Here is a 24829-nt window from a genome sequence, read left to right as displayed (position 1 = left end):
GTAAGTGTCCGGCTATCTCCGCAGCATGTCGAGCCGGCCGAGCATCCGCCACGCGGACGCATTCGGCGCGGCTACCGGCTGCACGCCGGCGCCATTGCTGTGGTTGGTGTTCTTCTGCGCCGCGATTGCCGCGAGGAAAATCGCCGCCAGCTCGGCGCCGCGAGGGGCCGCGCCGTTTTGATTCGGATGATATTCTTCTTTGATAAAATTCGTGTCGAAGTCGCCCTTCATGAACCTCGGATGCGTCATGATCCAGCGATGGAAATCGAGGTTGGTGCGCAGCTCACCCGTAATCACGAATTCGCCGAGCGCGCGCCGCATGCGGTCGATCGCCTGATCGCGATCCGCGCCCCACACCGCCAGCTTCGAAATCATCGGGTCATAAAAGACCGGCACTTCGGCGCCTGCGTAGACGCCCGCATCATTGCGCACGCCCGGACCGTCGGGAAACCTCAGCGTCTCGATCTTTCCCGGCGCAGGTACGAAGCCGGCCGCAGGATCTTCCGCATAGACTCGGCACTCGATCGCCCATCCGCGCTGCGCGAGATCTTTCTGCTTGAACGGAAGCTTCGCGCCCGCTGCTATTTCGATCTGAGTGCGCACGAGGTCGATACCGGTCACCAGCTCGGTCACCGGATGCTCGACCTGGATGCGCGTGTTCATTTCGAGGAAATAGAAATTTCGATCCGCGTCGACCAGGAACTCGATCGTGCCCGCGCTGACGTAGTTCACCGCCTTCGCCGCGCGCACCGCGACCTCGCCCATCTCGGCCCGCATCTTCGGCGTGATAAACGGCGACGGCGATTCCTCGACGACCTTCTGATTGCGCCGCTGAATCGAGCATTCGCGCTCGAATAGGTGAACCGTGTTGCCTTGCGAATCGGCCAGCACCTGCACTTCGATATGGCGCGGCTGCTTGAGAAATTTCTCGACGTAAAAGCGTCCGTCACCGAATGACGACTTGGCCTCGCTCGCGACCGTGCGCACCACCGACGCGAGGTCTTTGCCGTTCTCGACGAAGCGCAAGCCCTTGCCGCCGCCGCCCGCAGCCGCTTTCACCATGATCGGATACCCGATCTTTTTCGCGATCGCCGCGACTTCCGCTTCGGTCTCGAGCGTTCCGGGCGAGCCTGGCACGACGGGCACACCGGCCTTCGACATCAGTTTGCGCGCTTCGACCTTGTCGCCCATGTGCTCGATCGCGTCGGGCGGCGGACCGATCCACGTGAGGCCAGCCTTCTGCACCGCACGCGCAAACGCAGCGCGCTCGGAAAAAAATCCGTAACCGGGATGAACTGCGTCCGCCTTGAGACGTTTCGCGGCTTCAAGAATCTTCGCGGTATTGAGATAGCTCTCCGCCGCCGGCGCGGGACCGACCGGGTACGCATGATCGGCTTCGCGAACGTGAAGCGCCGCGCGATCGGCGTCCGAGTAGACCGCAATCGATTCGATTCCCAACTCGCGGCATGCGCGGATGATCCGCACTGCAATCTCGCCGCGGTTGGCGATTAGAATCCGCTTGAACATCAATCTTCCCTTTTCACCGGCTTCTCAAATTTTATACTGAATCCAGCCCACGCGAGCTAACTGCTCGTAGCGTCCGGTCGCAGCGCTCTTTTTCAAAGTGGAATGTTGCCGTGTTTGCGCGGCGGATTCTTTTCGCGCTTGTTCGCGAGCGCCTTCAGCGCGCCGATCAGCTTGGGACGTGTATCTCGCGGCATGATCACTTCATCTATATAGCCAAGCTCGGCCGCCTTGAACGGATTCGCGAAAGTCTTGCGGTACTCGTTGGCCAATCGGGTGCGCTCGGCGACTGCGTCTTTGGCGTTGGCGAGCTCGTTGCGAAAGACAATGTTGATCGCCTGCTCGGGTCCCATCACCGCGATCTCGGCGCTCGGATACGCGAAATTGAAATCTCCTCGAATGTTTTTCGACGACATGACGTCGTAGGCGCCGCCGTAAGCCTTGCGTGTGATCACCGTCACCTTCGGCACGGTCGCCTCACAGAACGCGTAGAGCAGTTTCGCGCCATGCCGAATAATTCCGGCGAACTCCTGTTGCGTGCCGGGCAGGAATCCGGGCACGTCGACGAACGTGACGAGCGGAATGTTGAAGGCGTCGCAGAAGCGCACGAATCTCGCCCCCTTGACCGACGCGTCGATATCGAGCGCTCCCGCCAGGAACGACGGCTGATTGGCCACGATACCAACCGAGTAGCCACCCATCCGCGCAAAGCCAATCAGCATGTTCTGCGCGTAGTCTTTCTGCACTTCCAGCAAATGACCGTCATCGACCACTCGCCGGATAATCTCGCCCATGTCGTAGGGCTTGTTGGGACTTTCGGGCACGATCGAATCGAGCGCAGCGTCGATGCGCGCGGGATCGTCACTGCTCGCGATGAACGGCGGATCGTCGACGTTGTTCGATGGGATATACGAGATCAGTTCGCGGATCATTGTGAGCGCGCCCGCGTCGTCGTCGGCCTCGAGATGGCATACACCGGACTTCTGGCTATGCGCATCGGCGCCGCCCAGTTCCTGCATCGTGACTTCCTCGTGCGTGGCCGCGCGGATCACGTCGGGGCCAGTCAGGAACATGTACGAGGTGTCTCGTACCATCACGATGAAGTCGGTAATCGCCGGCGAATAAACCGCGCCGCCCGCGCACGGTCCCATGATTGCGGAGATTTGTGGAATAACTCCCGACGACATCACGTTGCGCAGAAAAATATCCGCGTAGCCCGCCAGCGACACGACCCCTTCCTGGATTCGCGCGCCGCTGCCGTCGTTGAGCCCGATCACAGGGCATCCGGTCTTCGTCGCGAGGTCCATCACCTTGCAGACTTTCTCAGCGAAGGCACCCGACAGGCTGCCGCCAAAGACCGTGAAATCGTGGCTGAAGATGCACACCTGGCGTCCGTCGATCGTTCCGTAGCCGGTCACTACGCCGTCACCCGGGATTTTTTTCTCGGCCATGTCGAAGTCGGTGATTCGATGCGTCTTGAACTTGTCGAGTTCGACGAACGATCCGCGGTCGAGCAGAAACTCGACCCGCTCGCGCGCCGTCATCCGTCCCTGCGCGCGCTGTTTCTTGACCCGATCCGCGCCGCCGGCCGCCTCGGCCTCGCGGGTGAGTTGTTGAAGTCGTTCGAGATTTTCTTTAAGGCCCATTTGTCACAACCACGAAAAGTCTGGATAGACGGCAAACAAAAAGGCGCCCGTCACGCGCCACGGCAAGATAGATACCGCATGTCGGCGGCGGGTTAAAGCGCGCGACTACTCCGATGTGTGGGGTGAAAATCCGGAGAAGTCTATTTTGTCGCCGGGCTTGATTCCGTTTTTTGCGCAAAAGCCGCCGTTCACTTCCAGTACGTACTCAGCGTTGCCTTCGACGCCGTCCAGTTTGTCGGAGTATGGTTCTGCGTTCGCGACGATTCCGATCACCCGTCCCGAGGCGTCCGCGAAAATCATGTCGAGCGGGATCGGTGTGTTGTGCATCCAGAAATTCCGCGGTGCTGCGTCCGGAAAGACAAAGATCATTCCCGCGTTATCATCGAGATGCTTGCGAAACATCAGGCCAAGCTCGCGCTGCGGCCCGGTGCTCGCCACTTCGACCGCGACGGTGGCGCGCGGCTTGCCGTCAGCTCCGACGATCGAGACGCACGGACCGCGAGCGCATCCGAGTAACGCAAACAGGACGACGACGAACGCGAACGGACCTATCCGGAACCGCGAGCGGCGATGCAACTCTTTTCCCATGCGTCGCCGCAAATCTAGCGCGTCGATGACTCGCGGGAAATCAGAGCGCTTTTGCTTCGGGCGAGATCTCTTCGAGCTCGCGTCCCGAGGTCTCCGGAAAGAACCACAGGATCGCCGGCGCGATCATCCAGAAAACGGTCAGATAGCAGACCGCTCTCGAGAGCGACCCGGTAAGATTGTAGAGCACGCCCTCCAAGAACAAGCCGAGTGCGCCGCCGGTGGTTCCAGCGATCGCAAGAGCGCTTCCAGCGGTCGATCGATATGAGGTCGGAAACAGCTCCGCACTGTACGCGCTTAGGATCATGCTTCCGGCGAAATCGAAAAATGTACCCAGTATCCATGCCGGCACAATCGACCATCCCGACGCCGTGTACATCCAGATGGTAAACAACGGCGCCAGGAACAGGAATGCGGTGCCCATCACCCGCCTTCCGAAGCGATCGCTCATACGGCCGGCGACGATTGAGCCGACGATCCCGAGCGCACCACCGAAGAAAAATAGCATCGAGACGTTGCCGGGGGACCAATGGTGCGCGTTCTGCAGGAACTTCGGGAACAGAAAGCCTGAAGCGTTGCCGCCCATGTTACTCAGGAACGAGATCGAGAGCATCATTACAAGGCGCCGCGGGTACGCCGTGTACAGTCGCGCAACCGGTTCCCAAATTTTCACCGGCTTCAGTCCTTCGAGCTTCTCCTTCTCGAAGCGCGCGCTTTCAGGCAGCACCCGGCGCAGTGGTATAACGACCACCAATGGTATCAGCGCTATCGCGTACATTCCGCGCCAGCCATAGGGGATCGTATTGACGAAGGCGAACACGATAGCGGCGAGGCCATAGCCGCTCGACGACACCGCAGACAGAAGGCCAATCGCCCAACCGCGATAGGCCGCATCGACTTCCTCTGCCACGATCACCATCGCGATCGCAGCTTCGGCGCCGGCAAATGCCCGCGCAATGATCTCGAATGCGACGAAAGTCCGTTCATTTGGCGCAATCGCAATAAGGCCGGTGAAAATCGTGTAGCCGACGACCGTGTACAGCAGCAGGCGGCGGCGTCCGAACACGTCGGCAAAGGGGGTCATTAGTAGAGACAGGAGGTAGCCGAGCCGGATCACCGAGAGCATCGGGCCAACGTGCGACTCCGCTATCTTTAACCCCGCCTGGATCTGCTTGAGCGCGAGGCTCAGCAGCGCGCGATCATATTGGTCGAAAAATCCCGCCGTCGACGCGATCCAGAACACGCGGCGCTGCCGCTTGGTGAACGGCGGCGTCCTGCCCAGGAAGCCAAGATGGATACTCTTGCGGTCCGCGTCCTCGGCCGTGGCGTCGGAGTCGGGTTTCAAATCCAGGGTTTCGGCAGGGTCGGTCATAAAGGTTTAATCGATTGCTACCGGCAGCGATTCGAGGCCGCGCAGAAAATACGATCCCTTGTAGGTCGGTTTCATTGCGGGATCTTTAAGTCTGAGCCGCGGGAAGCGCTCGAGCATCGCCTCGAACGCGATTCGTGCCTCCATCCGTGCCAGCGGCGCGCCGATGCAGAAATGGATCCCTTCGCCAAACGCCACGTGTTCATTGGGATCGCGCGTGATGTCGAATCTTTCAGGATTTTTAAATTGTGAGGGGTCGCGATTCGCTGCGGCTACGATCATCATCGCGATTGCGCCCGCGGGAATCTCGGCTCCCCCTAGCTGCACGGGCTCTTTGGTGAACCGCACCGTCGATTGCACCGGGCCGTCGTAGCGCAGCATTTCCTCGATCGCGCGCGGCAGCATAGAATGATCGCGCTTCAGCGCATCGAATTGATCCGGATGGCGTCCGAGCGCGAGCATGCCATTGCCGATCAGATTAGTCGTCGTCTCATTGCCCGCAACTAGCAGCAGCGTCACGAAGCTCAGCAGATCCGCCGCCGACATCACGTCGCCTTCGTCGTGCGCAGCGACCAGCGCGCTCACCAGGTCGGGTCCCGGATTGGTGCGTCGCTTTTCAATCTCGGCTGTGAAGTAGTCGCCCAGTTCATCGATCGCGCGAATGGATTCAGGCGGTTGCGGAGCGCCGGGAACATTATTGTCGCCGCCAATGATCGTGTCCGACCAATGTTTGAACTTCGTATTCAGCTCCGGCGGCACGCCGAGCATCTCCGCGATCACCGTGACCGGCAGCACGTTGGCGAGGTCCGCCATGACATCGAAAGAGCCTTTCGCTTCGACCTTGTCGAGCAGATCTTTTGCTATTTCGCGGATGCGCGGCTCGAATTCACGGATTCGCCGCGGCGTGAAATCGCGCGACACCAGCCGGCGCAGGCGTGAGTGCTGCGGCGGATCGGAACCCAGCATGTTGCGCGAGCCTGCAAAGCGCCCTTGATATGCCTGAGGCGGTGGCGGCGGCCCGACGCTCGAAAAATGCTCATGGTCGCGAAGTGCGGCGGTGACGTCGGCATAGCGCGCCACCAGCGCGAACGTCATCGGCCCCATATTGAGGATAGGCGGCGAACCCGCCAGCAGCGGAGCATAGTGCGCGTATGGATTGGCCCGAAATTCGGGATCCCAAATGTTGAAATAAACTTCCGCTGCCATGACGGATTGCCCCCTCAGTCAGTCGCCATTGTGAGGGACGTCAATCCGCGAAGGAAGTATGAACCTTTGTAGGTCACCGGCGCCGCGGGATCCTGCAGACGCAAGCGCGGGAAGCGCTCGAGCATCGCGCCAATCGCGATCGCACCTTCCATCCGCGCCAGGGGCGCGCCGATACAGAAGTGGATGCCCTCGCCCAGCGCGACGTGGTCGCGAGGCGTGCGCGTGATGTCGAAGCGATCGGGATCTTCGAACTGCGCCGGGTCGCGATTCGCCGCCGCCAGGATTATGAAGCATCCCTGGTGGGCAGGCAGCTCCATACCGCCGAGATTTATATCTTCCCTGGTGAAGCGAATCGTCGATTGCACCGGTCCGTCGAAGCGCAGGATTTCTTCGATCGCCCGGGGCATCAGCTCTGGCGTCTGGCGAAGCAGATTCATCTGCGCGGGATTGCGCCCGAGCGCGAGCATCCCGTTGCCGATCAGATTGGTCGTGGTCTCGTTGCCCGCCAGTAGCAGGAGCAGCACGAATGCGAGCAATTCGTCGGCGTTCATCGCCTCGGCGTCGTCGTGCGCGGCGACCAGCGCGCTTATCAGGTCAGTGCCGGGACTCTTGCGGCGTCGCTCGATCTCGTCGGCGAAATCACCGCGCAGCGCATTTTTCGCGGTATGAAATTCTTCGGGCAGCGGAGTTCCCGGCAAAGTGTTGTCGGCCGAGACCACTGTGTCGGACCAATGCTTGAACTGTTGGTAATGATCCGGCGGCACGCCGAGCATTTCGGCGATGACCATCACCGGCAGCGCGTTGGCAATCCCGTGCATCACCTCGAGCTCGCCCTTGCCTTCCGCAGCGTCGATAAGATTTTTCGCAATCTCGCGGATTCGCGGCTCGAGGTCGCGGATTCGGCGCGGCGTAAAATCTCGCGAGACGAGACGGCGAAGCCGGGTGTGCAGCGGTGGATCGGAAAACAGCATCGTGCGCGCGCCCGCAAACGGTCCCTCATCATTAGTCTCGTTGGGATCGCGCGGGCGCACGCTCGAGAAATGCGCATGATCACGGAGCGCAGTCGTCACGTCGGCAAAGCGCGTGACCATCGCAGTCGGCCCGAACAGATCGAGAATCCGCGGCGGACCCGCGAGCAACGGCTTGTAATGCGGATACGGATTGGCGCGAAACGCGGGATCCCACGGGTTGAAGTAGATGTTCTCGGCGGCCTGGTTCATTTTTCAGACTTCCTTTTCGTCAGATTTCAGTTGCCCACGCCGCATCGGCCGCACTGCACCCATTCGCCGACGCGTACTGAGGAGCAATCGCAATGCCATCGCGCGGACCTATACGATCAGCGTGTTTTCATCGCGCAGGGATGCATCAATGCGGCTGCACGCAGTCCCGCGCCGTCACTTCAGCGCCATATCGAGACGGCTCAGCCCGCGCAGGAAATAGGATCCTTTGTAGGTCACCGGGGCGTCGGGATTTTTCAGCCGGAGATGCGGGAACCGCTCGAGCGCAGCGCCAATCGCGATCGATCCTTCCATCCGCGCCAACGGCGCGCCGATGCAAAAATGGATTCCTTCGCCGAACGCCAGATGCTCGTTTGGTTCGCGCGCGATGTCGAACTTCTCGGGATCCTTGAATTGCGCCGGGTCGCGATTCGCCGCCGCGATAATCACGAACGCGCCCATCCCGGCCGTGATCGGCGTTCCGCCAATCACCGTATCTTTCGTCGCTGTGCGGAAGGTGGACTGCACCGGCCCGTCGAATCGCAGCATCTCCTCGATCGCACCGCGCATCAGCTCAGGCTTCGAGCGGATCGCCGCCATCGATTCGGCATTGCGTCCCAGCGCGAGCATCCCGTTGCCGATCAGATTCGTCGTCGTCTCGTTGCCGGCGAGCAGCAGCAGCACGACAAATTGCAGCAGCTCATCGGCGCTCAGCGCTTCGGCCTCATCGTGCGCGGCCACGAGCGCGCTTACCAGGTCAGGCCCGGGATTCTTGCGTCGGCGGACGATCTCGTCGGAAAAGTATGACTTCAGTTCGGTGAAAGCGTTCTTGATCTCATCCGGTATCGGCATCCCGGGGAGAGTGTTGTCCGCTTCGATTATTTTGTCGGACCAATCCTTGAACTGCTGATATTTCTCGTGAGGTACGCCGAGCAAATCGCTGATCACCATGACGGGCAACGGATTGGCGAGATCAGCCATCACCTCGAACTCGCCTTTGCGCTCCGCTGTATCGATCAGATTCTTCGCAATCTCGCGGATACGCGGTTCCAGCTCACGAATTCGTCGTGGCGTGAAATCGCGCGAGACCAGCCGGCGCAGCCGCGTTTGCGTCGGCGGATCGGAGCCGAGCATCGTCGGCGCATCGCCGAATGCCTTGGTCTGCTCATCGAATCCCATCCCGGCCGGCTGCACGCTCGAGAACGTCGCATGGTCCATCAACATCGCGCGCACGTCGGCATAGCGCGCCACCAGCGCGAATTTGTAGCCCATGTCGAGAAATCGCGGCGGCCCCGCGAGCAGCGGGCGATAATGCGGATACGGATTGGCGCGGAAGTTCTCGTCCCACGGATTGAAGTAGAAATCCTGCGACGTAGCAGTCGCGACGTTCTCACTCATTGCGCTCACCTGCCGTTGGTTGATCCAGATCGCGTACCATCGCGGCGCACACCCGCTTGGTCGTTTCCAACGCGCGCACAAATTCGGGGGGATCGATTTCGCCATCAAGCAAAACCCGTTCGAGCGCCAATGACTCGAGTTGCCCGAACACAACTCCGATCAAATCCTGAAGTTCGATTTCGCGATCAGCCGGCCAGTCGAGGATCGCTCTAAGTCCCAATTCAAAGCCATGCCCGAAACGCTCGCTGGCTGCGCGCACCGCGTCGTTGAGCGCGGGATCGGTGCGGCTCGCGACCACCAGTTCCAGCCATGCATAGAACGTCGGTCCCTTGAACATCGGCCACATCGCGTCGATCAGCACAGCCACACGATGCTCGCGATTTCCGGGCAGCGGCTCCGCGATCGCTGCGCTCATTTCACTGAGCCTCAGCTCGAACACGTGCTCGAGCGCGCTAACCACGAGCTCGTCCTTCTTTGGAAAATGATGCAACTGCGCGCCGCGCGACACGCCCGCCCGACTGGCTATCTCGGTCGTGGTGGTTCCTGCGTATCCACGTTCGAAAAGACACGCGACGGTCGCATCAAGCAGTCGTCGCCGAGTCTCTGCACTTCGCTCTTCTTGTAGGGCGGACATATATTTATCTCGTCTGAGATCAGTTCGCCCCAATCGGTAACATGCAAACTTGATTGTTGCAAGCAGGCATGCCTGTTTGCGCAATTGAAAAGCCTATTTTTAACAGAAATCAGGCATTTAAATCATCTGCCCTTGAAATCCGGACGACGCTTTTCCAGGAATGCGCGCACGCCCTCGCGATAATCCTCGCTGTCAAAGCATCGCGCGACCATCGTGGAGACCGCCTTCGCGTCGCGATCCTCGCGATCCTTCAGGCTTTCCCGAATCGCCAGCTTGGCGGCGGCCATCGTCAGCGGCGCGTTGGTCGCCATCTTGAGCACGTAGTCGCGCACGTTTTCTTCGAGTTTTTCAGCATCCACAAGGCGGTTGATCAGACCCATGTGCAGGGCCTCTTCCGCGTCAAACAGCCGCGCCGACAGCAGGATATCGCGCGCGTTGGCGGGACCAACAGTATGCGCGAGCATGTTGACGCCCTCGAGCGGATACGCCAGTCCCAACCGCGCAGCAGGAACGCCGAAGCGCGTACCGCGCGCCGCAATCCTGATATCGCACGCGAGCGCGACCTGAACGCCGCCGCCGATGCATACGCCGGCGATCATTGCGATGACAGGCTTGCGGCATTCGACCAGCGCCGCGATCGCGCTGTTGGGCGCGTCGCGATATGCGCGCGCCTGCGCCGCATCGGCCCGCATCGCGGGAAACTCCGAGATGTCGGCGCCGGCGATAAACGCCTGCGGTGTGCCGCCGCGCATGACAATCACGCGAATCGCGTCGTCACTCGCGAGTTCGGCGACACCTTCCGCAATCCGCTGCCAGGTCCTAAGATTGAGCGCGTTGCGGACTTGCGGCCGGTTGAGCACCAGCCATCCAATCGGCGCCTCGTGAGTTACTATCAACGGATCGACTGATGTTTCATCCTTCACGGCTGGCAAACCTCTGGCGAGACTTATGACGATAATCGAGCGAGCATCCAGCGAGGATTTTGAGCACATTTGTACGCTGGACGAAACTGTCCATCAGGGTGCGCCGCGACGCAGATTTATCGGCGAGGCCTGCGCGCACGGCTGCGTCTCGGTCGCGCGAGTCGACGACGTTATCCGCGGCTTCGTCATCTCGGACGAGAGTTTCTTCGACCAATCTTTCGTGCGGCTGCTGCTGGTGCATCCCGACTTCCGCCGCCGCGGAGTCGCGAGCGCCCTGATGCGCGCGGCCGAGCTCGATTGCCAAACCGGCAAGCTGTTCACGTCGACCAACCAGTCAAACATCCCGATGCAACAACTGTGCGCCCGACTGGGATTCGTCAAAAGCGGCTACATCGAAAATCTCGACGAGGGCGACCCCGAATTGATCTATGTGAAGATGCTTGCGCCGGTGCCAGCAACCTAACCCCTAACCCCTTCCCGAGCGGGAAGGGGAACCGAAAGCGTTTCGCCGGATAGCGTCCGTCCTATCCCCCTCACCCCCTTTCCGATGCGGAAAGGGGGAACAGAGGCGGAGGCGTCTTCGCTTTAAGATTGGGTGCAGAGCCTGTCCTGAGCGAAGCCGAAGGAGGTCACCCCTGCCCAGGGAAGCGTGAAACCCACGGCGGGTTTCACATTCAATCAAGTTCCTTCTATATCTTCGCTATCACCTCGTCGCGCAGCTTTTCGAGTCCGCGCGTGAGGCCTTCTGCGTCGAACGCGGGCGGCGCGATTACTACTCGCGACACTCCGATCGCCTCGAGCGCCTTCAGCTCCTCGACGCGTGGGCGCCCCATGCATGACAACTCGATCGTCTTGGGGTCGCGTCCTGCTTTCTCGGCCTCCGACGTCATCATCGCGAACAGTTCCTTGAGCTTGGGAATTTCCGCCAGCGCCGGGAAGAAGCCGTCGCCGTAGCGGCCCGCGCGTTTCGCCGCGGCGGGTGAATGCCCACCGACGTGAATCGGGACGCCGCCTTTTTGCACCGGCTTTGGGTAGCACTTTACCGGACCGAAGTTGAAATGCTTGCCGTGAAACGATGCCGCGTCATCGTTCCACAACACCCGCAGGGATTTGATCGCCTCGTCGGTGCGAGCACCGCGCGTATGGAAGTCGAGCCCGAGCGAGGTGAACTCTTCCTCGAGCCATCCGCTGCCGATTCCGAGGATCGCGCGTCCATTCGAGAGTTGGTCGAGCGTGGCCGCCTCTTTGGCGACGTACAGCGGATGGCGCTGCGGAAGAATCAGCACTCCGGTCGCGAGCTTGATTTTTTTCGTCACCGCAGCCGCGAACGCAAGCGGCAGCAGCGGATCGGGAATCGAGACGTCTTCGCCGCCTGGAATTTTTCCACTGGACGAATACGGATACGGCGACTTGTAGTCCTGCGGGATCACGACGTGCTCGACCGTCCACAACGACTCGACGCCACATCGCTCTGCGGTGGTCGCCAGATGCATCAGTAGCGCTGGATTAGTGAACGGCCCCGAATTAACGAACATCAACCCAAGTTTCATTTTCTATTACCTCGTTGCGCGATGAGCAGGATCTACTACCTTCTCAAAAAAACTTCTAACAGGGACCCTTCGACTTCGCTCAGGGTAAACTCCGCCCGCATCTTAGTCTTTGTACCGGGTGCAGGGGTCACCCCTGCCGAAGGAAGCGTGAAACCCACCGCGGGTTTCACATTCAATAAAGTTCTTCCCGTGTCCCGCGCTTGTTCAAATTCCGCCAGCGAGTTACTTGTTGAGTCATGGATATTGGAAAAGTTGGAATATGGTTCTTCCTCGACGCCATGACGGCGCCGCAAAGCGCCGAGTTCGCCAAGCAAGTCGAGAAGAATGGCTACAAAGTGCTCTGGATTCCCGAGGCCGTCGGCCGGGAGCCGTTCGCGCACGCCGCGTATCTGCTGAGTCACACAGATAGGCTGTCGATCGCGACCGGCATCGCGAACATCTGGGCGCGCGACGCGATCACTATGGCGGCGGCGTCGAAGACTGTCGCCGAACTTTCCGGCAACCGCTTTCTGCTCGGCATCGGCGTCAGTCACAAACCTCTCGTGAGTAACCTGCGCGGGCACAACTACGACAAGCCCTACAGCTTCATGAAGGAGTATCTGCCGAAGATGAAGGGCGCGCTCTATCTCGCGCCGGCGCCGAAAGAGCCGGTGCCGGTGGTGCTTGCAGCGTTGCATCCCAAGATGCTCGCGCTTTCGGCGTCCGAGGCCAACGGCACGCACACCTACTTTGTTCCGCCCGAGCATACGGCGAAAGCGCGCGCGCAAATCGGACCGAATGCGATGCTCTGTGCGGCGCAGGCCGTCATCCTCGAGACTGACGCCACCAAGGCCCGCAAAGCGGCGCGCGAATATATGAAGACCTATGTTCCCCGCCTGCCGAATTACACCAATAATTTGAAGGCGCTCGGATGGGCCGATAGCGAATTCGAAAACGGATGCTCCGATCGGCTGGTCGACGCGATTGTGGCGTGGGGCAACGAGGAGAAGATCCGCGATCGCATCGACGCGCATCTGAAGGCCGGCGCCTCTCACGTATGCATCCTGCCGCTGCGCGCTGACGGCGCACCGCAGCCCGACATGCGAACGGTGCAGGCGTTCGCTCAGGGCTGAGTCATAACTGATGCGCCGATTTTTTTCCGCGTTGCCTTTTCTGATTCTCGCGATTGCGATCGCCGGATGCGCCTCGCACGACGAGCAACAGGCCCAGCAGGCTGAAGCCGCCGCCGTCAAGGCTCAGCATGCCGCAGAGCAAGCGGAAAAATCTGCGGCAGATGCGCAAGCCGCTGCGGACAAGGCGACTGAGGCGGCGAATCGCGCGACCAAGGCCGTCCAGGAGGCGACCGTTGAAATCAATCGCGTTGCCGACCATCTCGATCAGATGCAACGCGATCGCGAGGCCGCGCACGGTCGCCGCCTCTCGCACGTGACCAAGGCGTCCAGAAAGGCCGCAGCCAACAAGGCTGCCGTAGCGTCTGGATCACCGTCGGCCGCGCCGTCATCGTCGGCGAAATAATGACCGAGCCAGTCAAATCGCAACCCGCCCGTATCCGAACCGAGGCCGACATCCGCGCCGAGAATCCAGCGCGGCAACTCCGCCGCCATTCATGGATCAACATTGCGGGGCCGATCGCCGCGGTCTTTCTCGGAATTTTCGGCGCTGCGATGTACCTGCGGCCGGTCGACGTTCTTCGATGGATTCAAATCTCGCGCCTCGGATGGTCGGGCGTGACCCAGAACGATCTCGCGCTCAAGGACGGCCTCATCACCTATCTGATGACCGGCGGCTATTCGGGGATGGACCCGGTCGTGATGATTCATGGGCTCGGTCCGAACGCCGCGCTGGTCTGGCGCGGAATCATGCCGCCGGTGGCCGACGCGCATTACAAAGTCGTCGCGCCCAACCTGCCCGGCTTTGCGTCGTCGGATCACAAGCAGGTTCAATATTCGATCGCGTATCAGGCCGAGGCTGTCGCCCAGATGATCGACGAGTTGAAGCTCGATCACGTGAACCTTATAGGCAACGATCTCGGCGCCGACGTCGCGCTCTACTACGCCGTCGAGCATCCCGACAAAGTCGAGCGGCTCGTCCTCGTGTCAGGTGGCCTGGTCGGCGCGCGCGGCGCTGAAAAACTTCGCAAGGGGATGCTCCCAACGACGCCCGACGCGGTCCGCGCGCAGGTCGAGGCGAGCTTCTTCGAATTGCCGCCGATGCCGGACATCATTTATCAGCGCATGATGGAGCAGTTGAACCAGGACCTTCCCGCCGAGACCGACATGATAAATTCGGTCCCCCGCGACGAGGCGCACATCCGCTCGAAGATAGGCCAGGTCTTCAACACGCTCACGATAATAATGTGGGGCGCGAAAAATCCGTACTTCTCGAGCGCCGAAGGCGAGGCGCTGCACGCCGCGATGCCCGGTTCGGCCACCGTAGTTTTCAAAACCTCCGGCCTCTATCCGCAATTAGAGCACGCCGACGACTTCGCCGAGTCCCTGATCTTCGTAATCAAGCAAGAAGAAGGCGGCCGCTAACACTCCTATCCCTCGCCCGTTATTTCACGGGAGAGGTTAGGTGAGGGTTCTGGGCCTCAAGCTAGATCTTTTGCACTTAGCTCTTACGGAGGCATCACATGACTCCCGAAGAAAACAAAGCCATCTTCGTCCGCTTCATGAAAGAGCTAGGCAAGGGCAACCTCGCCATCGTCGACGAAGTATGCTCCCCCGACTTCGCCTTCCACTCACCCAACTTTCCCAACTGGCCGCGTGGCCTCGAAGGCGCAAGGATGCTGGCCGGTGCGGGCGGTAGGCTGTTCGCCGACTCTGAATCCAGGCTCGACGACATTTTCGCCGTCGATGACAAACTGGTAATTCGAATGACCATCCGCGGTACTTACATCGGCGAACCCATACCCGGCTTCCCTAAGAAGGGCGAACAATTCTCAATGGGCGGCGTCGCCATCTACCGCTTCGTTGACGGCAAGATAGTAGACGATTGGGGCATCCAGGTAAGCTGCCCTACAGACACTCCGTGGGGTTGAGTATCTCTCTAGTGAAAAACGGGCGCGCAGCGCTCGTAGGGTCACGCGCGCCCGTCCGATGCTTTCAGAACGCGTCCCAGAATTCGCACAAGTGCTCGGCGGCGAAAGTCGATTCGACCATCGGCGTCGGTGGAATCAACGACTGGAACTCGTCGGTGGATGTGCTGTAGGGAGACCATACCGGCTCAGTCGGCGAGTTCGGGTTCAGGTTCTTCGCGAACTGGGTCCAGTAAGTGACCATCGCAGCGGAAAGCTGCTGCTGGGCAGGCGTAAATGGAGCGGGTACTCCGCCCAGCACGAAGAGGTATTGAAGCTCGGCGGAGTGATAGGCGCCCAGCGGGAAGGTTAACCCGGGAACACTGGATTGCGCCGGAGGCGCGTTTTCGTCGTTGAATTCGTAAGTATAGGTCGTGACGAACTGCGACAATAACTGGTCCGCATTGCGCGCCGGACACGCGAAGATTCCGTCAGTACCTGAGGCACCCAATGCCTCCGGACCATCCACGTCATTGGCAGGACTATCGGGATACAAGGAATCCACGATAGGTGCGAGTGTTGGTCCCCACAAGGCTAATTCCGCGGCATCGTACTCGGCCAAGGTCGCGAGCGCACTCCCCAAGTCGTACTCATCAGCTACGAAGATCCTGTACTCATCATGATTGGTGCCCGAAATCACCGGCACTTGATTGAATTCGCCGCTCGCGAATGCCTGGCCCGGCGTCTGCGTTAACAGGGTCCCGTCCACGAACGGATACAACACTCCCGGCTCTACTCCAACGAACGTCGTGGCCGGCACTGCGCGCAGACACAGAGCCGTTTCGCTGGCGCATCCGACACTTGTCGCGATTGAGTTGCCAGCTGGAACGAGGGGGGTGCCTGTCGTTTCCGCGATCGGTAGCGTGACGATGTCGTCAAAGTAGTCCTGGAATTCTACATATGATCCGCTCTCCGCGATGGCGCCGCGAAACAGGTGTGCTGCGGTAGGAGACGCAAGCTGGGAATAGACACTCTGCCCGCCCGCGGATTCGCCGAATATCGTTACCTGATTCGGATCGCCGCCAAAACCCGCAATGTTCCTGCGAACCCAGTTTAGTGCGAATTGCTGATCCATGAATCCGTAGTTGCCGGCCTCATGGCCTTCGGAGTCGAGCGCGGACTGCGCATAAAATCCCAACAGGCCGAGGCGGTAGTTGATAGTGACGACAATCACCCCTTTCTTCACCAGCTCTGATGGATCATAGTCACTGCCAGCGCCACCCGTCAGTCCTCCGCCATGAATCCAAAACATCACAGGTAGTCCGCGCGGGAACCCCCCGCCTGGTCCCCGGTCTTCCGCTCGAACTCTTCTTCCGCCTCCAAATCCGAACTGGGGCGTATAAACATTCAGGAACAGGCAGTTCTCGCTGCCGCCTCCACCTTGCGTGCACTGGCTGCCGAAAGTCGTCGCCTTGAGGAAAAATCCAGGGAAAAACCCATAACGCTCCGGCGGTAACCAGCGCAGAGCTCCCACCGGCGGCGCTGCGTAGGGGATGCCGAGGAATTCGTTTACGCCATTCGTCGTTGTGCCGATCACGAATCCGCTTTGAGTGAAGGCAAAAGGTTTATCGTCTGCCGACGCGCTTAATACCGAGCCGAGCGTGACTACGCAGATAGCCGCCAGCGCAAGTAAAAGTTTGGAAGCAAACCCGCTGCTTTTCATTGCTGATTCCTCCATCAGCTCTTTTGGAGCGTGGCGACGCATGCCGACAACGCCCGATTTCAAATTGAACGAAAGATTCGGACCCCCTGAGACCGCGTGCCTATACCGAGAGAGTTGCCCCCACAAACGTGGAACTTTGGATTAGCCTTTGCTGAGTTCAAATCGTGAAGTTCTAATACCCTCGAAGTCTTCCCGCGGCAAGGTCCTTTTTTACACGGCTTTTTCAGTCGCAGCGGCTGGCGCTGTCCTTTTTTTGGCGGTCTTGCTATCCATTCTCGTCTTCCCTTGTTGACACATGGATAGCGTAGCGTTCGCCGAGAGTCGAGGTGGAGGTTGGGGGCGTGAAACTCCATTGCGGTTCTCGTTGTGGGCATTTGTCGGTCGCTCGATGGTCTGCTAACTCAATGTCCGTGAAGGCCCACCTAGCTGGTGCAGTAATGCTGCTCGTACTGACTATGTCGGTAGCTGGTTGTGGCAGCAGCAATAATCCGGCACCGTGCGAGTCGTCGGCTGCGGGAATCAAAACAACCTGCGGGGGTCACTACGGTGTTGGTCATGGCGGCGGAACTTCGTTGCCGGATAGTCCGTACGGGCTACGACAATGAAGCCCCGCCACGCCGCCGCTTGGGGGGCGCTCGTCGGGTTGCTGATACCGATAGGGATTTACTTGACCTCGTACATTTTCCCGTCGATAACGGGCGGGATTTGGTTCTTTTGGTTGTGGCCGGGCGCAGTGCTCATAGCAGGAGTCGCAGTAGCCGGACCGGCTGGTACCCCTCTTGCCTTTCAAGTATTGGTGCTTGTCATCTCGCTTGGAACAAATGTCGTCCTATATGCGATGTTGGGGTGGTTCGCAGCTAGGGTTTTCCGCCGTTCCGCTTGATCCGCATCTAGGACGCTTGCTCAAGGCACTTAGGACACTCAGTTGCATTTAGGACAGTGCCGAAAGAGTTCAAGGTGGTTGCGATTCGAGGCTGGCCGAATCACTTTCACCCCTTGCGCGCCGTATAGGCTCCGCGCCCGACGACACTCCCGCGCAGCACGATATCTATGGGCCGCCGCCCGAAGGGCCGACGAGCCGCTATTACTCTGCGTTTCACGGTCGCTCCCAAGCGACACATGGATTCAATCGTCACCGCCAGTCGAGCGCGGCCAACAAAATGTGCGCTCGCTATGGTCGCTGGCGTAAGTGATAGGCTATCGTCGACGGCGGATTGATTGAAGCCGTCGCGAATCAGAAACGTGCTGCGTAAACTCATCGTTAGCGTTTACTCCTTGGGGCCGGTCTCAATCACCGCCCTCATGGTTGTAGCGAGCGTCGCATATTCCCCGTGGTCATCAACCAACGACGTTCCTTGGCTCGAAGTTACCTATCATTTTTGTTTGGGCACCGCGCTGTTGTGGCATATCTCGCTGATTGCCAGCGAAGAGAACAAACCTGTAATGCTCTTGTACGCGATCATCCATCTGCCAGCGATGGCCATAATCGGTTTTGTTTGCGGCGCTTCACTGACGGATTGGCCCTGAGGCGAAAACCGGGTTTTCAAAACTAAGGGACTACCGGCACTTCACGCAGCTAGGGTTTTCCGCCGTTCCGCGATCCGTATCTAGGACGCTTGCTCACAGCACGTAGGACACTCAGTTGCTTTAGGACAGTGCCAGAAAAGTTCAAATTAGGGCACTAATATACTTGACTCACCCATCGTCCGCGCGCATTATTTTACCGACGTGACAGGCTTGGCCCCTAACTTGCCTTTTAGGTGCCTATGAAACTACGGGTCCAACATGAGAACGGATTGATCGAGATACTAACGCTCGATGGGCATTGGGAAATTGTCGAGGGGACGACTCTTGACCGAATCCGTAGCGATCGCGGAATCGAACATTTTTTCACGAAAGATGGGTTTTACGACGGTTGGGGCTCCGGACTCGGTGAAGAATCCGGAGCCCGCGCAGATGAGATCGTTTCCGCGATGGAACAAAAGCGCGAATTCGATCGCGACTAGTTAGGGTCTGACCGAATTACATCGTGGCAAGCGCCCGTAAGTCCGGATGAATTCATCAATCAGTTCCCGCTCTCGCGTCAGATAGCTCGACGTATACTCGATGCGGTACACCTTCGCGTTCTGCTTGATGCAGCTCGTGGTGCCCTCGCCCAAGTGTTCCTTCAGCCGACGCTTCATGTCGTTCGTCGAGCCGATGTAAACTACATCGTTGCTGCTGTTACCGAACTCGTATACGCCGGCTTGGTTCTGATCCATATCGACCAGTTGATCGGTGAACGACCACCATTGTGTGAAAGCCATTTGATGAGCCTCTATTGTTCGGTTTTCCATCGAAAACCGGCTACGAACATCTGAGGCTTGCAAACGGGTTTGAGCGGGGGTAGTGTCGGTACCGCTGGTCCTGCTCTGGCGGGGACTGTCGTTCGCAAGCCAAAATTTTACGGTTTCCCGCCTGCGGCCTTGGGTGCTCGAAACATCCAAGGCCGTTTTTTCAACTGTGATCTAGCAGAATGAAAACCATCCGCCTGCACCTCCGCAACGAATTGTGCATATTTTACCAGATTTTGGAGTTCCGGCAATCCGGGCAACTAATTTCGCAGATCAGTTAGGCTAATCCAACATCGGGCGATCAAAAGGCGATCTCCGCTTGCTTGACAAAGCAAGTCTGGTAATATGGTCGCAGATACGATAAACGATGCGCGCGGTATGGGAGGTATGCGGCATCCAACAACGGGGGTTGGGTTGGAACCGTGGAGACTGTTCGCTCAGATCAGGTGACGTATGAATTTCCGGATATGCATCCGGATGAACGCCTGCGCGAACTTATCCTCTACATCGCAGAAAAGTGCGCGGACGATCCAGCATTTAACGCCACCAAACTAAACAAAATTCTCTTTTATTCCGATTTCGTTTCGTATTCCAAAACAGGTACACCGATCACCGGGGCAGCCTACAAAGCCTTGGAACATGGACCCGCGCCTAAACGTCTGGTGCCGGTTCGCAATAGCATGATCGACGCGGGCGAATTAGACATCAAAAAGATTCCAAAGTTCGCATACTCGCGCCATCAATATGTTGCGCTTCGACGATCAAATTTAGATAAATTCTTCCGCCCTAGCGACATCGCATTGGTAGATGAGCTGATTCAGATGTTTTGGGGTAAGAGCGCGCAAGTGGTAAGTGAATTTTCTCATCATCGTCTCTGGAAAATTGCGCGCGGCGCAAATAACAACGAAGGCCTTATCCCTTACGAAGCGATGTTTATCTCTGACGATCCGCCTACCGAAGCGGATGCGACGCGCGCTAAGGAACTGGCCGCGATACATGGCTGGCAGGTTGATTAACCGAAAGTGCGAACATTGGTCGCAGACGATGCCTTCACGGCGCAGTTGTCTGTGCTCGGTAATTTGCCATTTGTCGATGAAGTAATCAGGGGTGTTACTAACGGAATAGCGACATTTGCCGAAGCGTTTGATCTTGTGCCAGGATTCACCACATTACGGATCGCAAAGACAGATACTTTTGATACCATCGCGAGGCTGCTTCCACCGTTGCGAATTTATTTTTGCATTCTGGATCAGAATCGCGTTAGGTTGATGTGGATCGAAAGGATCGATGATGATCCGGGATTGTTAGACGAGTGAAGAAGACAGAGCCGTCGCCCGCTGTTCAATCACCATTCGAGCGATTCCAGCGATTGATTAAGGGCTTGGTCGCTGTGCCGAAAAAGGAAGTAGAAATTGAAGAGGCACGTTGGCGCGCTGATCGATTGAAGAAGAAGAAACCCGCAACCTGACTCGCCCGCGCTTTCCCCGTTCCTGTCGCCTCTTTCAGGCGACCACCTCTTCTGTCTTTCCAGTCAACTTTTCATAAGTGACGCGCTTGCCAGTGATGCCCTGCATCGCGCTGACAAACCGCCCGCCATCATTCTGCTTACGCTCGTTGAATCGGAACGCTTGCTCATCCAGATAGCGAAAAAGATGGAATGGCTCGACGCTGATATACGTTCCCTTCAATCCGCGCTTCAACAGACTCCAAAAGTTTTCGATGCCGTTGGTATGGACGTTGCCGTTGACGTAGGTTTCGGCGTGATCGATCACCTGATGAATGTACTCGCGATCCAATCCGTTGTAGGCGACCCAAGCATCGCTGAAAACATACGAACCGCCCTCGATGTACTCGCGCACCACGCCTTGAAGCGTCTCGCGCTGGGTATTGGCGACGTGCCGTAGTCGAATCTTCTTCGTTTTACGATCCAGCAGACCCATGACGATTGCTTTTCCGGCCCCGCCCGTGCCCGTGATTTTCGCCTTTTTGTTTTTGTGCATGTTGCGGGCGAGGCCGCCGATAAAAGATTCGTCTACTTCAAACTCCCCTGACACTTTCTCGAATGAGCCGGTCTGCATCGCGAGCCGGATTCGATGGTCCATGAACCACGCCGTCTTTTGCGTGACTTTCAGCGCGCGATGAATTTCGTATGAGCTAACGCCGTTCTTGCAGTTGGCGACCATCCAGACCGCTGCAAACCACTTGTCCAGACCGATAGGCGAGTCCTCGAATACTGTCCCTACCTTGGCGCTGAATTGCTGCTTGGCGTGCTTGGCCTTGCACTTCCACACGCGGCGCGACTCAAGGAAATAGACTTCCTTACTTCCGCATGTCGGGCATTTCACGCCGTCCGGCCAGCGAATATCGACCATGAATTTCAGGCATCGGTCTGGATCGGCGAAGTAGAGGATCGCTTCCTGTAAAGTCCTTGGTGCGTTCATGCTGTTAATCTAGCTGAACGTCATTGGTGAGTCAAGTATATTAGTGCCCAAATTAGGACACTACCCAGCGGCTGGAGCGGGTTGCGAAGAACTCCCTCGTCTGCGATAAGCGAGCTTGATCGAAATCTCTGCAAGCGAGGAATCGACAACGATGAAGCTCTACAACGTGGATCTCTCCAATTTCGCCACCAAATCCCGCCTCGTCATTTATGAAAAAGGACTCAACATCGAGATGGTGCCGATTCCGGGCGGCGCGCTCAGCTCCCCCGAATATGCGAAGATCAATCCGCTCGGCAAAACCCCTGCGCTCGATGCCGACGGCCTGCTCATCCCCGAGTCCGAAGTCATCAACGAGTACCTCGAGGACAAGTACCCCAACCCTCCGCTGCTTCCGAAGAGCCCCGAAGGCCGCGCCCAGGTGCGCATCTTCACCCGCTTCCACGACCTCTACCTTGAGCCTCCACTGCGTGCGCTGTTCGGCCAGATGAATCCGAAGACGCGTGACGCAAAAGTCGTCGAAGAAAAAGTGGCCGAGCTTACCAAGCGCCTCGGCCAGCTCGACAAAATGCTCGCCGACGGCGGCTACGCGACCGGCTCGGAATTCACTCTCGCCGATTGCGCGCTCGCGCCCACGATGTTCTTCGTCACTAACTTGGGGCCTGCCTTCGGCATCAACGCGCTCGACGGGCATCCGAAGATTGCGGCATGGTGGGCTCACGTCCAGACGCGCCCGTCGGTGAAGAAAGGCCTCGGGGAGCAGACCGCAGCGCTGGCCGCGATGCAGCGTGGGGGGAATTAGCAGCGAGGGTTTCAATCGAAAAAAAAGCGGGAGCATCCGCGGCGATGCTTCCGCTTTCGAAATTACCGGCGGCCTCGCAACATCGCGGCCACCGCGGCCGCGCACCAAATGGCTTCGAGCACGACGAATGGCGCGAATCCAATCAGGTAAGACGCGTAGCAGGAGACCGCGGCGCCAACCGCGTTCATCGCCTGGTATGCGCGCGAGTCGGAATGCAGCGTCCCGAACAAATTCATGAAGAACGCGATCAGCAGCAGCGCAACTCCGATCGATCCGATGATTTCCGATGCCGTCATATCCTCTCCCCCGCTCGCTGTGCCAAAATACCCGCAAGGATGAACTGACGATGTCTTATCTCGATCGCGACGGCGTTGGCATCTACTACGAACAACGCGGCGCTGGGCCCGCCGTGCTGCTGTCGCATGGATACAGCGCCAGCGCGCGCATGTGGCAAGGTCAGATGGACGCATTGTCTGACAGTTACCATGTGATCGCGTGGGACATGCGCGGCCACGACCGCTCCGACTCGCCCGACGATCCGTCGCTCTACTCGCACGAAGCTACCATTCACGATATGGCCGCAGTGCTCGACGCTTGCGGTGTCGGCCGCGCCATCATCGCAGGCTTGTCCCTCGGCGGCTTCATGTCGCTGGCATTTCATCTGGCGCATCCTTCCCGCACTGAGGCGTTGATGCTGTTCGATACCGGGCCGGGCTACAAGAAAGACGACGGCCGCGCTGGATGGAACAAGATCGCCGACAGCATGGCGGCGGCGTACGAGAAAAAGGGACTGGCCGCGGCTGGCGTCAGCGCCGAAGTCAGCATCGCGAAACATCGCAGCGCGCAGGGCCTGGCGCATGCGGCGCGCGGGATGCTGGCGCAGAAGGACGGCCGCGTGCTCGAGTCGCTGCCGGTAATCGCGGTGCCGACTCTGGTGCTGGTCGGTGAAACCGACGTGCAGTTCCGGCCGTCGGCAGATTACATGGCGGCGAAAATCCCGGGCGCGGAAAAAGTGATCCTCGAACGCGCCGGACACGCGGCAAATATCGATCAGCCCGCCGCGTTCAACGCCGCCGTGCGCGCTTTCCTCGATCGCGTGACTGACTAGCCCTTCTGGAGAACCGTCCTGCGAATCGGCAATATGTAGATGGTTCGTCGATGGCCCCGTGGTCACATTGGCGACAACTCTGCAGACCTGATTGATCATAGGATCCAAGTTTTCGCAGGACTGACGTTAGATGGCTGTCCCCCCACTTTCTGAAGTTAACCGCAACCTGTTCGACAAGCTTATCGATCATCACATTCGCTTTTCGCTGGCCAAGCTGCGGAGCGAGTTGACGAAGCATGATTGGTATCGCGCGACGGCGTTTGTCGTTCGCGACATGCTGGTCGAGAAAATGCTCACGACCCGCCTGCGTTTCGATCGCAATCGTTCGAAGAAGCTTTACTACCTGTCGCTCGAATTTCTCATCGGCCGCTCGCTCGAAAACAATCTCTTGAACCTCGGCATCATCGACACCTGCCGTGATTTCCTGGCCGAGAACGGAATCGACTTGCAAATCCTGTTCGATGAAGAGCCCGACGCCGCTCTCGGCAACGGCGGTTTGGGCCGGCTGGCCGCATGCTTTCTCGATTCGCTGGCGACGCTCGATCTTCCTGGCTACGCGTACGGAATCAATTACGAGTACGGACTCTTCCGCCAGGAAATTCGCGGCGGCTACCAGGTCGAGCGGCCCGACGCATGGCAGCGCGAAACCTCGCCGTGGCTGGTCGCGCGCCCCGAGCAGTCATGCAGGATTCCGGTTTACGGGCGTATCGAGCATCGCATCGACAAAAAGGGCGAATACAATCCAATCTGGGTCGATTGGCGCGTCCTGGTCGGCGTGCCGTCCGACCTGCCGATCGTGGGATTCGGCGGGCGCACGGTGAACTTCGTGCGCCTGTATTCGGCCGGCGCCTCGGACGAATTCGACATGCAGATCTTCAACGCCGGCGACTACATGAAAGCCGTCGAGCAGAAGATGCTTTCCGAAACCATCTCGAAAGTGTTGTACCCATCCGACGCGGTGGCGGCCGGCCGCGAACTAAGGCTGCTGCAGGAATACTTCTTCGTCGCCTGCGCGGTGCACGACATAGTACAGGGGTTTGTCGCTCGCGGTCAGGACTTCACTGATTTCTCATCGCAAGTAGCTATTCAGCTCAACGACACGCATCCGTCACTGACTATCGCGGAGTTGATGCGGGTTTTTATCGACGAGTACGATCTCGAATGGCGACAGGCGTGGGAAATTACGCGCGAGACCGTCGCATACACTAACCACACTCTGCTGCCCGAGGCGCTTGAGAAGTGGCCGGTCAGCCTGCTCGAGCGAGTAGTGCCGCGCCATCTACAAATCATCTACGAGATCAATCGCCGCTTTCTGGCCGACGCCGGTGCGGTCTGGCGCGACGATCCAGAACGCCTC

27 protein-coding genes are annotated in these 24829 nt (G+C 58.8%); 13 read left to right on the top strand and 14 right to left on the bottom strand.

Annotated elements, in window-relative coordinates:
* Window positions 1–12: 12 nt before the first annotated feature.
* The 9 genes from accC to WB650_RS07740 all read right to left on the bottom strand — a co-directional run bounded on the left by accC (window position 13) and on the right by WB650_RS07740 (window position 10502).
* Complete coding sequence (accC, locus tag WB650_RS07780) at window positions 13–1527, bottom strand: acetyl-CoA carboxylase biotin carboxylase subunit (RefSeq protein WP_422307566.1); 1515 nt, start codon at window positions 1525–1527, stop codon at window positions 13–15.
* A gap of 92 nt (window positions 1528–1619) precedes the next feature.
* Window positions 1620–3170: an acyl-CoA carboxylase subunit beta gene (locus WB650_RS07775; protein WP_422307568.1), complete on the bottom strand. Its 1551-nt coding sequence runs from the start codon at window positions 3168–3170 to the stop codon at window positions 1620–1622.
* 105 nt (window positions 3171–3275) lie between these two features.
* On the bottom strand, window positions 3276–3758 hold the full coding sequence (locus tag WB650_RS07770; RefSeq protein ID WP_422307570.1) for a DUF192 domain-containing protein: 483 nt from the start codon (window positions 3756–3758) through the stop codon (window positions 3276–3278).
* Window positions 3759–3798: 40 nt separating this feature from the next.
* The gene (locus tag WB650_RS07765; protein ID WP_422307572.1) at window positions 3799–5127 is read right to left on the bottom strand and encodes an MFS transporter; all 1329 of its coding nucleotides are present in this window, start codon (window positions 5125–5127) and stop codon (window positions 3799–3801) included.
* A 6-nt stretch (window positions 5128–5133) separates the two neighbouring features.
* The gene (locus tag WB650_RS07760; protein ID WP_422307574.1) at window positions 5134–6330 is read right to left on the bottom strand and encodes a cytochrome P450; all 1197 of its coding nucleotides are present in this window, start codon (window positions 6328–6330) and stop codon (window positions 5134–5136) included.
* A 14-nt stretch (window positions 6331–6344) separates the two neighbouring features.
* Window positions 6345–7550, bottom strand: coding sequence for a cytochrome P450 (locus tag WB650_RS07755; protein ID WP_423960056.1), 1206 nt, complete (start codon window positions 7548–7550; stop codon window positions 6345–6347).
* 174 nt (window positions 7551–7724) lie between these two features.
* Window positions 7725–8945, bottom strand: coding sequence for a cytochrome P450 (locus tag WB650_RS07750; RefSeq protein ID WP_422307578.1), 1221 nt, complete (start codon window positions 8943–8945; stop codon window positions 7725–7727).
* Window positions 8938–9579: a TetR/AcrR family transcriptional regulator gene (locus WB650_RS07745; protein WP_423960054.1), complete on the bottom strand. Its 642-nt coding sequence runs from the start codon at window positions 9577–9579 to the stop codon at window positions 8938–8940. The genes WB650_RS07750 and WB650_RS07745 overlap by 8 nt, the downstream gene beginning before the upstream one ends.
* Before the next feature lie 122 nt (window positions 9580–9701).
* Entirely contained in the window at window positions 9702–10502 is an 801-nt protein-coding gene (locus WB650_RS07740; protein ID WP_422307582.1) for an enoyl-CoA hydratase, read from the bottom strand.
* 25 nt (window positions 10503–10527) lie between these two features.
* Here WB650_RS07740 and WB650_RS07735 point away from each other — a divergent pair, with 25 nt between their 5' ends.
* Window positions 10528–10965, top strand: coding sequence for a GNAT family N-acetyltransferase (locus WB650_RS07735; protein WP_422307584.1), 438 nt, complete (start codon window positions 10528–10530; stop codon window positions 10963–10965).
* Between the two features lie 226 nt (window positions 10966–11191).
* Here the strand turns inward: WB650_RS07735 and WB650_RS07730 are convergent, their stop codons facing one another.
* A complete protein-coding gene (locus WB650_RS07730; protein ID WP_422301023.1) occupies window positions 11192–12052 on the bottom strand; it encodes an LLM class F420-dependent oxidoreductase in 861 nt (286 codons plus the stop codon).
* A 236-nt stretch (window positions 12053–12288) separates the two neighbouring features.
* Between WB650_RS07730 and WB650_RS07725 the strand changes: the two genes are divergently transcribed.
* From WB650_RS07725 to WB650_RS07710, 4 genes are all read left to right on the top strand, one after another.
* Entirely contained in the window at window positions 12289–13164 is an 876-nt protein-coding gene (locus WB650_RS07725) for a TIGR03620 family F420-dependent LLM class oxidoreductase (RefSeq protein ID WP_422301024.1), read from the top strand.
* Window positions 13165–13174: 10 nt separating this feature from the next.
* On the top strand, window positions 13175–13567 hold the full coding sequence (locus WB650_RS07720) for a hypothetical protein (RefSeq protein ID WP_422301025.1): 393 nt from the start codon (window positions 13175–13177) through the stop codon (window positions 13565–13567).
* Window positions 13567–14586, top strand: coding sequence for an alpha/beta fold hydrolase (locus WB650_RS07715; RefSeq protein WP_423960051.1), 1020 nt, complete (start codon window positions 13567–13569; stop codon window positions 14584–14586). The genes WB650_RS07720 and WB650_RS07715 overlap by 1 nt, the downstream gene beginning before the upstream one ends.
* 98 nt (window positions 14587–14684) lie before the next feature.
* A complete protein-coding gene (locus WB650_RS07710) occupies window positions 14685–15092 on the top strand; it encodes an ester cyclase (RefSeq protein WP_423960049.1) in 408 nt (135 codons plus the stop codon).
* Between the two features lie 64 nt (window positions 15093–15156).
* Here the strand turns inward: WB650_RS07710 and WB650_RS07705 are convergent, their stop codons facing one another.
* A complete protein-coding gene (locus WB650_RS07705) occupies window positions 15157–16791 on the bottom strand; it encodes a carboxylesterase/lipase family protein (protein WP_423960048.1) in 1635 nt (544 codons plus the stop codon).
* Window positions 16792–18033: 1242 nt separating this feature from the next.
* Between WB650_RS07705 and WB650_RS07700 the strand changes: the two genes are divergently transcribed.
* On the top strand, window positions 18034–18318 hold the full coding sequence (locus tag WB650_RS07700) for a hypothetical protein (protein WP_422302057.1): 285 nt from the start codon (window positions 18034–18036) through the stop codon (window positions 18316–18318).
* Window positions 18319–18557: 239 nt separating this feature from the next.
* Window positions 18558–18797 (top strand): hypothetical protein, encoded by a 240-nt coding sequence (locus tag WB650_RS07695; RefSeq protein ID WP_423960046.1) that lies wholly within the window; start codon window positions 18558–18560, stop codon window positions 18795–18797.
* On the opposite strand, the gene WB650_RS07690 is transcribed toward WB650_RS07695, so the two are convergent.
* The gene (locus WB650_RS07690; RefSeq protein WP_423960044.1) at window positions 18798–19097 is read right to left on the bottom strand and encodes a GIY-YIG nuclease family protein; all 300 of its coding nucleotides are present in this window, start codon (window positions 19095–19097) and stop codon (window positions 18798–18800) included.
* A gap of 449 nt (window positions 19098–19546) precedes the next feature.
* Between WB650_RS07690 and WB650_RS07685 the strand changes: the two genes are divergently transcribed.
* From WB650_RS07685 to WB650_RS07675, 3 genes are read left to right on the top strand one after another with little or no spacing between them, the layout of a single operon-like run.
* A complete protein-coding gene (locus tag WB650_RS07685) occupies window positions 19547–20140 on the top strand; it encodes a Panacea domain-containing protein (RefSeq protein ID WP_423960042.1) in 594 nt (197 codons plus the stop codon).
* Between the two features lie 6 nt (window positions 20141–20146).
* Entirely contained in the window at window positions 20147–20440 is a 294-nt protein-coding gene (locus tag WB650_RS07680) for a hypothetical protein (RefSeq protein ID WP_423960040.1), read from the top strand.
* On the top strand, window positions 20437–20592 hold the full coding sequence (locus WB650_RS07675) for a hypothetical protein (RefSeq protein ID WP_423960039.1): 156 nt from the start codon (window positions 20437–20439) through the stop codon (window positions 20590–20592). Before WB650_RS07680 ends, WB650_RS07675 begins: the two co-directional genes overlap by 4 nt.
* A gap of 34 nt (window positions 20593–20626) precedes the next feature.
* Here WB650_RS07675 and WB650_RS07670 read toward each other — a convergent pair whose 3' ends face one another.
* Window positions 20627–21565 carry an IS1595 family transposase gene (locus tag WB650_RS07670; protein WP_423960037.1) on the bottom strand — a complete coding sequence of 313 codons (939 nt, stop codon included), beginning with the start codon at window positions 21563–21565 and terminating at the stop codon, window positions 20627–20629.
* Window positions 21566–21716: 151 nt separating this feature from the next.
* Between WB650_RS07670 and WB650_RS07665 the strand changes: the two genes are divergently transcribed.
* The gene (locus tag WB650_RS07665; protein ID WP_422302059.1) at window positions 21717–22364 is read left to right on the top strand and encodes a glutathione S-transferase family protein; all 648 of its coding nucleotides are present in this window, start codon (window positions 21717–21719) and stop codon (window positions 22362–22364) included.
* A gap of 62 nt (window positions 22365–22426) precedes the next feature.
* On the opposite strand, the gene WB650_RS07660 is transcribed toward WB650_RS07665, so the two are convergent.
* Window positions 22427–22660, bottom strand: a complete 234-nt coding sequence (locus WB650_RS07660) for a CBU_0592 family membrane protein (protein ID WP_422302061.1) — start codon at window positions 22658–22660, stop codon at window positions 22427–22429.
* A 50-nt stretch (window positions 22661–22710) separates the two neighbouring features.
* Between WB650_RS07660 and WB650_RS07655 the strand changes: the two genes are divergently transcribed.
* Both WB650_RS07655 and WB650_RS07650 read left to right on the top strand, forming a co-directional pair.
* Window positions 22711–23472: an alpha/beta fold hydrolase gene (locus WB650_RS07655; RefSeq protein ID WP_422302063.1), complete on the top strand. Its 762-nt coding sequence runs from the start codon at window positions 22711–22713 to the stop codon at window positions 23470–23472.
* A gap of 130 nt (window positions 23473–23602) precedes the next feature.
* A partial coding sequence (locus WB650_RS07650) for a glycogen/starch/alpha-glucan phosphorylase (RefSeq protein ID WP_423960035.1) occupies window positions 23603–24829 on the top strand: 1227 nt, incomplete at its 3' end.

This window comes from Binatus sp. (SeqCode) (assembly GCF_049584895.1).
Classification (GTDB): domain Bacteria; phylum Desulfobacterota; class Binatia; order Binatales; family Binataceae; genus Binatus.
The sequence above is the reverse complement of the archived record's forward strand: the minus strand, read 5'-3'. Positions and strand labels throughout refer to the sequence as shown.

Bases quoted from the DNA above. Each gene is read 5' to 3' on its own strand.
- WB650_RS07655 (WP_422302063.1), top strand. From the start codon at position 22,711: ATGTCTTATCTCGATCGCGACGGCGTTGGCATCTACTACGAACAACGC.
- WB650_RS07765 (WP_422307572.1), bottom strand. From the start codon at position 5,127: ATGACCGACCCTGCCGAAACCCTGGATTTGAAACCCGACTCCGACGCC.
- WB650_RS07660 (WP_422302061.1), bottom strand. From the start codon at position 22,660: ATGACGGCATCGGAAATCATCGGATCGATCGGAGTTGCGCTGCTGCTG.
- WB650_RS07755 (WP_423960056.1), bottom strand. From the start codon at position 7,550: ATGAACCAGGCCGCCGAGAACATCTACTTCAACCCGTGGGATCCCGCG.
- WB650_RS07745 (WP_423960054.1), bottom strand. From the start codon at position 9,579: ATGTCCGCCCTACAAGAAGAGCGAAGTGCAGAGACTCGGCGACGACTG.
- WB650_RS07770 (WP_422307570.1), bottom strand. From the start codon at position 3,758: ATGGGAAAAGAGTTGCATCGCCGCTCGCGGTTCCGGATAGGTCCGTTC.
- accC (WP_422307566.1), bottom strand. From the start codon at position 1,527: ATGTTCAAGCGGATTCTAATCGCCAACCGCGGCGAGATTGCAGTGCGG.
- WB650_RS07775 (WP_422307568.1), bottom strand. From the start codon at position 3,170: ATGGGCCTTAAAGAAAATCTCGAACGACTTCAACAACTCACCCGCGAG.
- WB650_RS07670 (WP_423960037.1), bottom strand. From the start codon at position 21,565: ATGAACGCACCAAGGACTTTACAGGAAGCGATCCTCTACTTCGCCGAT.
- WB650_RS07725 (WP_422301024.1), top strand. From the start codon at position 12,289: ATGGATATTGGAAAAGTTGGAATATGGTTCTTCCTCGACGCCATGACG.
- WB650_RS07720 (WP_422301025.1), top strand. From the start codon at position 13,175: ATGCGCCGATTTTTTTCCGCGTTGCCTTTTCTGATTCTCGCGATTGCG.
- WB650_RS07730 (WP_422301023.1), bottom strand. From the start codon at position 12,052: ATGAAACTTGGGTTGATGTTCGTTAATTCGGGGCCGTTCACTAATCCA.
- WB650_RS07735 (WP_422307584.1), top strand. From the start codon at position 10,528: ATGACGATAATCGAGCGAGCATCCAGCGAGGATTTTGAGCACATTTGT.
- WB650_RS07665 (WP_422302059.1), top strand. From the start codon at position 21,717: ATGAAGCTCTACAACGTGGATCTCTCCAATTTCGCCACCAAATCCCGC.
- WB650_RS07705 (WP_423960048.1), bottom strand. From the start codon at position 16,791: ATGAAAAGCAGCGGGTTTGCTTCCAAACTTTTACTTGCGCTGGCGGCT.
- WB650_RS07695 (WP_423960046.1), top strand. From the start codon at position 18,558: ATGAAACTACGGGTCCAACATGAGAACGGATTGATCGAGATACTAACG.
- WB650_RS07690 (WP_423960044.1), bottom strand. From the start codon at position 19,097: ATGGCTTTCACACAATGGTGGTCGTTCACCGATCAACTGGTCGATATG.
- WB650_RS07760 (WP_422307574.1), bottom strand. From the start codon at position 6,330: ATGGCAGCGGAAGTTTATTTCAACATTTGGGATCCCGAATTTCGGGCC.
- WB650_RS07710 (WP_423960049.1), top strand. From the start codon at position 14,685: ATGACTCCCGAAGAAAACAAAGCCATCTTCGTCCGCTTCATGAAAGAG.
- WB650_RS07750 (WP_422307578.1), bottom strand. From the start codon at position 8,945: ATGAGTGAGAACGTCGCGACTGCTACGTCGCAGGATTTCTACTTCAAT.
- WB650_RS07715 (WP_423960051.1), top strand. From the start codon at position 13,567: ATGACCGAGCCAGTCAAATCGCAACCCGCCCGTATCCGAACCGAGGCC.